Below are 9,353 nucleotides of genomic sequence, written 5' to 3'. Positions count from 1 at the left end.
ACAGGAGGATCCGTCGTGAAGCTTACGCCAGTTGGGATTGACATTGCAAAGTCGGTTTTTCAGGTCCACTACGTCGATCAGGAAACCGGAGAAATCGTGAACAAGCCGATCAAGCGTGCAAAGTTTCTCGAGTACTTCGCGAACCGGGCTCCGTGCCTGATCGGCATGGAGGCGTGCGGCGGATCGCACCACTGGGTCCGGCAACTGACGAACATGGGTCACGTGGTAAAGCTGATGCCGGCGAAGTTTGTGAAGGCGTTCAACATCCGCAACAAGAACGATGCGGCGGACGCCCGTGCAATCTGGATGGCCGTGCAGCAACCCGGTAAGGCCGTCGCGGTGAAGACCGAGATACAACAGGCGATGCTGGCGCTACACCGTATGCGGCAGCAGCTGATCAAATTTCGCACGATGCAGATCAACAACCTGCGTGGACTGCTGATGGAATATGGAGAGATCATGAGCAAGGGCCGGAACAAGCTGAACAAGGAGATAGCGGTCGTGCTCGAACGGATCGCGGAGCGCCTGCCCGCCGTGCTGATTGATACGTTTCGCGAGCAGTGGAATGGACTGGCGAAGCTGGACGAACAGGTTGCCGAAATCGAGCGCCGGATGCGCGAGTGGAAGAAGGAAGACAAGGCGGTGAAGGCGGTTAGCGAAATTTGCGGCGTCGGGCTGCTGACGGCAACGGCAGCTGTCTCAATGATGGGCGATCCGAAAGCATTCAGTTCGGGGCGGGAGTTTGCCGCATGGGTTGGCATCGTGCCGAAGCAGACCGGCTCGGGCGGAAAGGTGAACCTGCACGGGATCAGCAAGAGAGGCGACACCTATTTACGGACACTGCTGATCCACGGCGCGCGTAGCGTAATAGAGAACGCAAAGGAGCCCGGCGAGTGGGTCAAGCAGATGATGAAGCGGCGACCAAAGAATGTGGTGGTCGTTGCATTGGCGAACAAGATGGCGCGGACGATCTGGGCTGTGCTGGCCCATGACCAGCCGTACCAGAAGGCCTACGTGAGCATGAAGCCCGCCTGAATGGTTCACGCGAAGCAGAAGATCAACGATTAACACAGGGTGAACGTCGAAAGGTTGCGCAGCAATCGAGTGTGATGACAAACCAGGTAGGACCGGGACTCGCTAAACCTGAATGCGCCGTCGAGCTTCGAGCTCGCGCAGGAAATGAGGTGCGAGTCAGCGTAGTTCATAGAGGCCCGCAGCAGCAATACCGCTGCAACAAGGCCGGATATAAAGCTGCAGCCCATCCTGTCTGTCTGAACACACGAAAACTGTTGCAAACGGGACGCGTTCATATAAAGCGACGCATGAACTCATCCGCGCCCAGGGTCATGGTCTTGTAGCGGGTGCGCCCCTTCGCGCGATAGTCCTTCCAGCGGAAGGTGACCCCGCGTTCATCGAGCGCAACCAGCCGCTGGTTGGAGATGGCCACGCGATGCGTGTAGCGTGACAGGTAGGCGAGCACCGCCTCGGGTCCCGCGAACGGGCGCTTCGCATAGACCACCCACTCGCACACGCGTAGCGGCGCGAGCCACTGGGCGAAGACCACAGGATCGGCGAGCGCGGCGTACTCGCCGAAGAAGCGCAACTGGCCACGACGATGCACTGCTGCGAGTTCTTCCAGGAAACGGCGCCGGAACAGCCGCGAGAGCACACGCACCGGCAGGAAGAAACCGGGCCGGCAGGCGACCCATCGCTCACCGTCGGGTGACAGGCCTCCACCGGGGACGATGCCGTGGACGTGGGGATGGTGTGTGAGTGACGAGCCCCAAATGTGCAGCACCAGCGTCGCGCCGATCTGGGCGCCGAGATGTCGGGGATCGGCGGCAATGGTGCGCGGCGTGTCGGCGGCGATATCGAACAGCAGCCAGTAGAGCACCGCCTTGTTGTACCAGGCGATCGCACTGATCGCGGCGGGCAGCGTGAAGACCACGTGGTAATACTCGACGGGCAGCAGGTCGGCCTGACGTGCCTCGAGCCACCGGTGTGCGGCGCTCGCCTGGCACTTTGTGCAATGTCTATTACGACACGAGTTATAGGCGATCTCCAGCTTTGCGCAGCCGGAACAGCGCAACACATGTCCACCCAGCGCCGCGCTGCGGCACTGTTCGATGGCCGACATGACCTTCAGCTGTCCCAGGCTCAGCCGTACAGTCTGTCGCCACGCTGGCCCGTGGACGCGGAAGATGTCCGCGACCTCGAGCACGGGGCGCTCCGCGCGGTGCTGGCCTACTCGGAAGGCAGGCGGTCCGGCGGGCTGATCACCTGGCGTAGCAGGTCGGTGGCCACCTGGGCATAGAGTGCGGTGGTCTCGAGCTGCCGGTGCCCGAGCAGGACCTGGATCAGGCGGATATCGACCTTCTGTTCGAGCAGGTGAGTCGCAAAGCTGTGACGCAGCGTGTGCATGGACATGCGCTTGTCGATGTTCGCGGCCTCGGCGGCGGCATGGATGGCGCGGTTCAGTTGCCTCGGGGTCAGCGGGTCGACGGGATCCATCCCCGGGAACAGCCATCCGCCCTTGAGCATGCGACCCTGCGCGTGGGCCACGCGCCACCAGACACGCAGGCGCTCCAGCAGGACCGGCGAGAGCATCGCGTAGCGGTCCCGGCGGCCCTTGCCCTGCTCGATACGCAGCGTCATGCGCTGGCTGTCAACGTCGCCGACCTTCAGCGCCACCACTTCACTGGCGCGCAGGCCGGTGCCGTAGGCGACCGACAGCGCGGTCTGGTGCTTCAGGTTGCCGGCGGCGGCGATCAGGCGGCCCACTTCGTCGGCGCTGAGCACGACCGGTAGCGTGCGGGGCACGCGCACCGGCTGCATCCTCGCCATCAGCTCGGGCTGGTGGAGCGTGATCTCGAAGAAGAACTTCAGTCCGGTGATGGCGGCATTCAGCGACACGGGCGAGATGCCGTGGTCGACCAGATGCAGCTGGTAGCGCCGCAGGTCCTCGACGGTGGCGGTGCCGGGCGGGCGCCCGAGGAACGCGGCGAACTGAAGGACCACGCGGACATAACCGGCTTGCGTCTTCGGTGCGAGCTTGCGCATGCGCATGTCGTCGATCATGCGCTGGCGCAGCGGACTGATATCCTGGCTGGTGTGAGTCATGGCTCTGCTCCCGTTGAACGACGAGGCGGATTGCCTCGCCCTTCAACATGAAAACAGAGTCGGTTTCCTCTCCGGGACCACTAACGTCGGCCGGAGCCCCTTACCGCGCGAGCGGTTTCGTCCTCACCCAGCAAGCGGCCATTCCATTCGCGAGGATGAACGTTGCTTCATCGGCCATTCCGGACACTCGTGCGTGGTTGCTAATCTGCGTGGTCGCTAATCGCACTCTCTTGTCGGCTTTGCGGAACCGCCAGCCTATTCGAGCGATCGAGCGATCGGCCCGGACGAGACTCTCGGTCTCGACACGCCGAAGTGGACGATGGTGGATGATCTGACTTACGTTGTTCAGGCGAATCATCTGCCATGGAGCAACGGTGCGCGAGCAATCTGTGGTTCCTCGGTTGGGCCACGTTCGCCGTGACGCAAGGACAGTTGCTCGCCACGGTCCCTTGCTCCTGAGAGCCGATAGACGTTCGGATTCGGCAAGATCTCAAATGTCGGGCAGAAAATTACGGAAGAGATGTTGCTTTATCTGGAAATGCCTCTATTTTTAAAGTGGCCGATCGGTCGGAGATGGTTCCGGGCAGTCATCGTGCTTGGAACACCCATGAGTGCGTCTCTGTTGCGACGACTACAAAGTGGCGCGCGTCTTACCTGTAATAACTCTCGTCCAGTTCAAGGTTATGACGCTGGAGCGTTAGGGTGTGGGTGACCGTTTAACACATCTACCACCGGCCAGGAGCACGACGTGAAGGCACCCTGCAGCATGTCCAGTCAGGTCCTCGCGCTCATCGAGCGGTCCAGGTCAGGGCCAATGAGAAAGAAGGCTAGTGCTGCTCGTCTCGGCAACGCGCTGTCAAGGCGGAGTCGTTTCGTGGCGATGCTGTTCTGCCATCTTGGCCGAGTCCATTCCCTGCATGAAAACCAAGCGAAGGCCCGTCGAGTCACGTTAGTGCTTGCGGCTTGCCGGACAGTGCTGGCGTGCACGATCCCCAATTTCGTCTCCCATCTACCTCACAACCGCATCAGATCAGGCCATGGCTGTAGGGACTTCGGCGGCTTTGGAGACCAATGACCTGAAACGAGACTGCAGGAGGTCATGAAATGGAAGTCAAGTCACTCATCGCTTATCAAGGACCCAATATTCATGCCCGTTTCCCGGTCATTCGGTACACCATCGATCTGGGGGTGCTTGAAGAGTGGCCAACCGGGCGCCTCGGCCAAGGCTTCATCGATCGTCTTCTTGGCTATCTGCCCGGCCTTCGGGAACATGGCTGTTCCTATCAAGCCCCCGGTGGGTTCGTGCGGCGCATGGTCGAAGGCGAAGGAACGTGGCTGGGCCATGTCATGGAGCACGTAGCGATCGAACTGCAGAAGCTGGCAGGCTCGGATGTGAGTTTTGGCAAGACGCGCGCCGCCGGGCCGCGCGGGCATTACGACATAGTCTACGAATACCTGGACGAGGATGTCGGTCGGCAAGCCGGAGACCTTTCCCTGGCCCTGCTCGAGCACTTGCTTCCCGAAGACCTCAAGCTGAAGCCGGAGCGGAACTTCGATGACGCTTTCGACTTTGAACATGAACTGGATGAACTCATCCGTTATGCGCGGGGTTGCGACGTGGGACCTAGCACTGCCGCATTGGTGAGCGCCGCCATGAAGCGCTCGATTCCATGGACGCGCCTAAACCGCGGCAGCCTGATACGGCTCGGCTGCGGCCGCTTCCAGAAAAGCATCAAGGCGACGCTCACCAGCGAGACCCGTCAGATCGCGGTAGACCTGGCTTCGGACAAGGCGGAGACCAACCGGATCCTGCGTGACGCGGGCCTGCCGGTGCCGAGGCAGCGCAAGGTCTATAGCGCCCGCGACGCCGTCCATAGTGCCGAACAGATCGGCTATCCCGTTGTGATCAAGCCATTGGACTCTAATCACGGGCAGGGTGTATCGGTTCAGGTTACAACCCCGGAGCGGGTGGAGCTCGCTTTTGAGAGGGCTCAGGAGTACAGCGAGGCAGTGCTCGTCGAAAGCTATATACCGGGGTCTGATTACCGCATGCTGGTCGTCAATGATCAATTGTTGGCGGTTGCCAGACGCATCCCCGCACATGTGTCAGGTGACGGTATTCACACCATCGAGGAGTTGGTGGACGAGGTTAACGAGGATCCACGCCGGGGTGCGGGACATGAAAACGTGCTCACCCGCGTGGAGCTCGACGGCGTGGCAGAACGCTTCCTTGCTGACAAGGGTTATGGTCCTACGACGGTGCCTGTGGCGGGCGAGATCGTCTACTTGTGTGCCACCGCCAACCTTTCCACCGGCGGCACCGCCATCGATGTTACCGATAGCGTGCACCCGGACAACCGGGAGATGGCCGTCCGGGCCATCAGGGCCGTCGGCCTGGACGTCGGGGGAGCTGATTTCATTACCACGGATATCTCCGCGCCATTTCGTGAGACCGGCGGGGCCATGTGCGAGGTGAATGCTTGCCCGGGTCTACGGATGCATCTGGCGCCCACTGAAGGAACGCCCAGGGACGTTGCCGGGCCCATCATCGATATGCTGTTTCCACCCGGTGCTCCAAGCACCATTCCCATTGCCAGCATTACCGGCACCAATGGCAAGACCACCACCTCGCGCATGCTCGCTCATATCTTGAAACTGGCGGGGTACACGGTGGGTTTGGGCACCACCGACGGCATCTATGTCGACGGACGGTTGACTGTGAAGGGTGACATGACCGGAGTGACGTCCGCCCGCATGATTCTTGCGGACCCCGCCGTGGATGCCGCCGTACTGGAGACGGCCCGGGGCGGCCTGCTGCGGCGGGGGCTGGGCTATCCGGAATGCAGCGTGGCGGGCTGCCTCAATGTGACCGCCGATCACCTAGGCCTGCGCGGGGTCGAAACGGTGGAGCAAATGGCGGAGGTCAAGCGCATCGTCGTCGAGGTGGCGAAGGAGATGGCCGTCCTCAACGCTGACGACGCCTTGTGCCTGAAGATGGCGGATCATAGTCACGCAAACCGCCTCGGCTACGTGACCATGAACGCGGCTCACCCCTTGGTAAATGAGCACGTCCAGGCGGGCGGCGTGGCGGTCGTGCTGGAGGAAGAGATAAACGGCCACATGGTCTGCCTGTGGGACAGCGGTCACCGTTTTCCTTTGTTGTGGACTCACGTGATCCCGGCCACGGTGCAGGGGCTCGCATTCCACAATGTGCAGAACGCGATGTTCGCTGCGGCCCTCGCCCACGGCCTCGGGATCGATCTCGAGAGCATCCGCCGTGGCCTGCGCACCTTTGATAACACCTTCCTCCAGACCCCCGGCCGCCTGAACATCTACGATCAGCATCCCTTCAGGGTGATTTTGGACTATGCCCATAACCCCGCGGCCGTGAAAACCATGTGCGGTCTGGTAGACCGGTTGGGAGCCGAGCGTGCGAAGATCGTTTCGCTGACGGTTCCCGGCGACCGCCGTGACGAGGACATCCTGGAGATCGGCCGTATCGCGGCGGGACACTTTGAGCACTACATTTGTCACAGGGACAGTGACTCGCGTGGGCGGGATCACCTTGAAGTGCCGGAAATGCTGCGAGAGTCACTACGCAAGAATGGAGTCGGGGCAGAGCAGATCGAGGTCATAGCCGATGAGCAGACGGCGAATCAGTCGGCGCTCGAAATGGCCGGGCCTGGCGACTTGCTCCTCTTGTTGAGCGAAGACTACACACGTGCCTGGGAGCAGATCGTGAGTTTCAGACCAGACGCGCAAACAGGGCACGCCATTGAGAGAAGGCTGACCCCAGTCAAGATCCGTCAAGACGACCTGGGCGGGTTCGGGTGGGACAGTAGTAGCATGGAGATCATTCGTGACGAGCGCGGCGTGCGGTTGGCGCGAGAGATTGAAGACTGAATGACTGTTCGCCGTGGTTACGACGACCTGCCAGGCGGTCGCAAGCGGACCTGGTGACAGGGCTCCAGGGCGGATGAAGCGTGAGGTCCATCCTTCATGGAGTTCAATACCTTGGAGAGTCAAAATGGATGAGAAACAGAAATTTCTTCTCTACAACGATAACGACGCCACGCTGGATGCCTCCTCGAAGCGGAGGGTGGCCGTCGAAATCGCCCTGGACCTGATACGTCATGAAGCAATGAGCGGGTCTTCGCGCAATCCCCTGGATTCAAATCTAAGGCATCTCTCGGACTTTGCCGATTTTATTCAAGAGGCCTTGAGAGGTGGTGAGCAAGAAGACTTGAGAGGCAGTGAGCGAGAGGACCTGAGAGACAGGGAGCGAGACGACCTGAGAGACAGAGAGCGGGAAAACCTGAGAGGCAGGGAGCGGGAAACGTCGAGAGGCCGACAGCATTAGCGGTCTTGGTGCGCTTGTGCGCAGAAGGCGCAGCGCACACCCTCAAGGAGCTCTGTTGCGGTTTCAAGCGCCGCCTCCGACAAGACTTGGAGAGAATGGGTCGGGCGTATGCCCGGCCCATGCCTCACCGATCAGCATGATCCGGGGGATTTGTGATCACCTCGATAAAACCGCTCTTTGCAAAGAACATCACCTCTATAGATAGCAATGAGGAAGATGCGATCTTCGTCGTAGATCCGGAGCTTGGGGCTCTTGGCAAAATTGACGTTCGGACGGGATTCTTTCAAGGAGTTGTCAACTTCAAAAGCTTCAACGAATTCAAGGGGGCAGGTGCCATATGTATGCGACCGGATGGCATTATAAATTATTCGCGTTTTAATAGAATCTATGCGCTCGGGATAGAAAATGGGATGGTCTATGAAGTTATGGACACCGTCACAATCAATGACGCAAAAGATGTTGTCGGTCTATATTGGAAAGGCGGCAGATATTACGTGGCTGACAGTAGCGGGATCTTGTTCATTCTGGATGGGGATCGGCCAATACGGTCAGTGGATGTGGGTAATAGAATAAACGACATTACCTTGCATGGGGATCGCATCTTCATATTGAGTGACATTAGTCGGGCCATTTATATATACAGTCTTGACGGGACTCATTTGGCATCGCTGACGACACCCCATGAGGGGGCGTCTGGAATAGCTTCAGTTAAAACATCAGATACAGAAAGATCTGGCATCTATATATTCTACAATCAGAAAAGTTGGGACGTCTTTGATGATGCGGGCGCGAAGCCGGATGTCGACAACAGTCCAAATATAAAACTCAACAGGAACATTTCAGATGGCTTTATAGAGAAACTTGATTATAAAATAATGGGGCTTGGTATGGCTGGAAATTTCGGGCTTTCGGATGGTTACGAAGTGGAATTTTCTTATGCCGAAATGCTCAAGCCTGCCCATGATATTCTGGAAAGGATCAAGGGCGTCAAGATGTGCGTCAGGTTGTCGATTCCGGTCGAGACGCGAAGGCAGAAGGTGAAATCAGTAAAAATTATTGGAGATGTTCCTGGGATTATAAGAAGGGACGAAAGCGGCAACGAGATTGCGGAATTCGATTTCAGGGGCGTTGAGCTTGATAAAGAACGTCGTTACTTCGGCTACAGCGCCGTACTTGAACTATATGGGATAAGGTTCAAGTTGAATGCCCCGGATTCAGGCTATCCAGAGGAAATTAAGACGCGATTTCTTAAGAGAGAGCTCAGGTACGATATGGATAGGCAAGAGTTAAGGCGCATTGCTGCGGACCTGATTTCGGCGATCCCGAGAAAAGAGCGCGGAAATGTAGTCAAGATTGCCAAAACCGTGCGTGAATATGTTTATAGCAGATTGGAGTACCGCTACAACAACACGTATACAAGTCCCGTTGAGACCTTGAGAAGCGGCGAAGGGACTTGCGGAAAGTACATGGAGCTGTTGATAGGATTAATGAGGCTTTGCGGGGTGGCATGCAGGCCGGTCGGAGATTTCAAGGTTCCCGAGTACAAACTGAGATATGCAAGGGTCAACTCGGTCTGTGTGCCGGATTATGATCATGCGTGGGTAGAGTTCTATGTCCCCGCGGTAGGATGGGTACCTATGGAAAGCTCATCGGACAATCTGCCGGAAAGGCACGAAAGGTTTTTTGGCGCTCTGTCGTGGATCTATATAGAAAACAGCAGGACGGAAAAGATGTGCGAGATATGCAGGCCCGACTCCTGGGAAAAGGTCGGTAACGATCTGATGTATTCGGACTTTTTTGTACCTGACATTCAGATCAAGATTCTCCGGGAGGCCTCGTTGCACTAGTTGCTCCCTGACGGGATGAATGCGAA

General features: G+C 58.4%; 5 protein-coding genes and 1 pseudogene. 4 read left to right on the top strand and 2 right to left on the bottom strand.

Annotated features, from left to right (window positions below):
- Positions 1 to 15: 15 nt before the first annotated feature.
- Positions 16 to 1,035, top strand: a complete 1,020-nt coding sequence (locus OKW29_RS08825) for an IS110 family transposase (RefSeq protein WP_429290766.1) — start codon at positions 16 to 18, stop codon at positions 1,033 to 1,035.
- Positions 1,036 to 1,309: 274 nt separating this feature from the next.
- Here the strand turns inward: OKW29_RS08825 and OKW29_RS08820 are convergent.
- Positions 1,310 to 2,221 (bottom strand): annotated as a pseudogene (locus OKW29_RS08820) (IS91 family transposase); the annotation flags it as partial.
- 23 nt (positions 2,222 to 2,244) lie between these two features.
- Entirely contained in the window at positions 2,245 to 3,120 is an 876-nt protein-coding gene (locus OKW29_RS08815; RefSeq protein WP_429290718.1) for a tyrosine-type recombinase/integrase, read from the bottom strand.
- Positions 3,121 to 4,224: 1,104 nt separating this feature from the next.
- Here OKW29_RS08815 and cphA point away from each other — a divergent pair.
- The 3 genes from cphA to OKW29_RS08800 all read left to right on the top strand — a co-directional run bounded on the left by cphA (position 4,225) and on the right by OKW29_RS08800 (position 9,327).
- Entirely contained in the window at positions 4,225 to 7,023 is a 2,799-nt protein-coding gene (gene cphA / locus OKW29_RS08810) for a cyanophycin synthetase (protein WP_429290717.1), read from the top strand.
- A gap of 124 nt (positions 7,024 to 7,147) precedes the next feature.
- Positions 7,148 to 7,480 (top strand): hypothetical protein, encoded by a 333-nt coding sequence (locus OKW29_RS08805; RefSeq protein ID WP_429290716.1) that lies wholly within the window; start codon positions 7,148 to 7,150, stop codon positions 7,478 to 7,480.
- Between the two features lie 152 nt (positions 7,481 to 7,632).
- Positions 7,633 to 9,327, top strand: coding sequence for a transglutaminase domain-containing protein (locus OKW29_RS08800; protein ID WP_429290715.1), 1,695 nt, complete (start codon positions 7,633 to 7,635; stop codon positions 9,325 to 9,327).
- The last annotated feature ends 26 nt before the right edge of the window (positions 9,328 to 9,353 follow it).

Origin of the sequence: Paraburkholderia sp. CI3, assembly GCF_050436505.1 — a bacterium.
GTDB classification, from domain to species: domain Bacteria; phylum Pseudomonadota; class Gammaproteobacteria; order Burkholderiales; family Burkholderiaceae; genus Paraburkholderia; species Paraburkholderia tuberum.
This window is presented reverse-complemented; position numbering and strand designations above follow the sequence as displayed.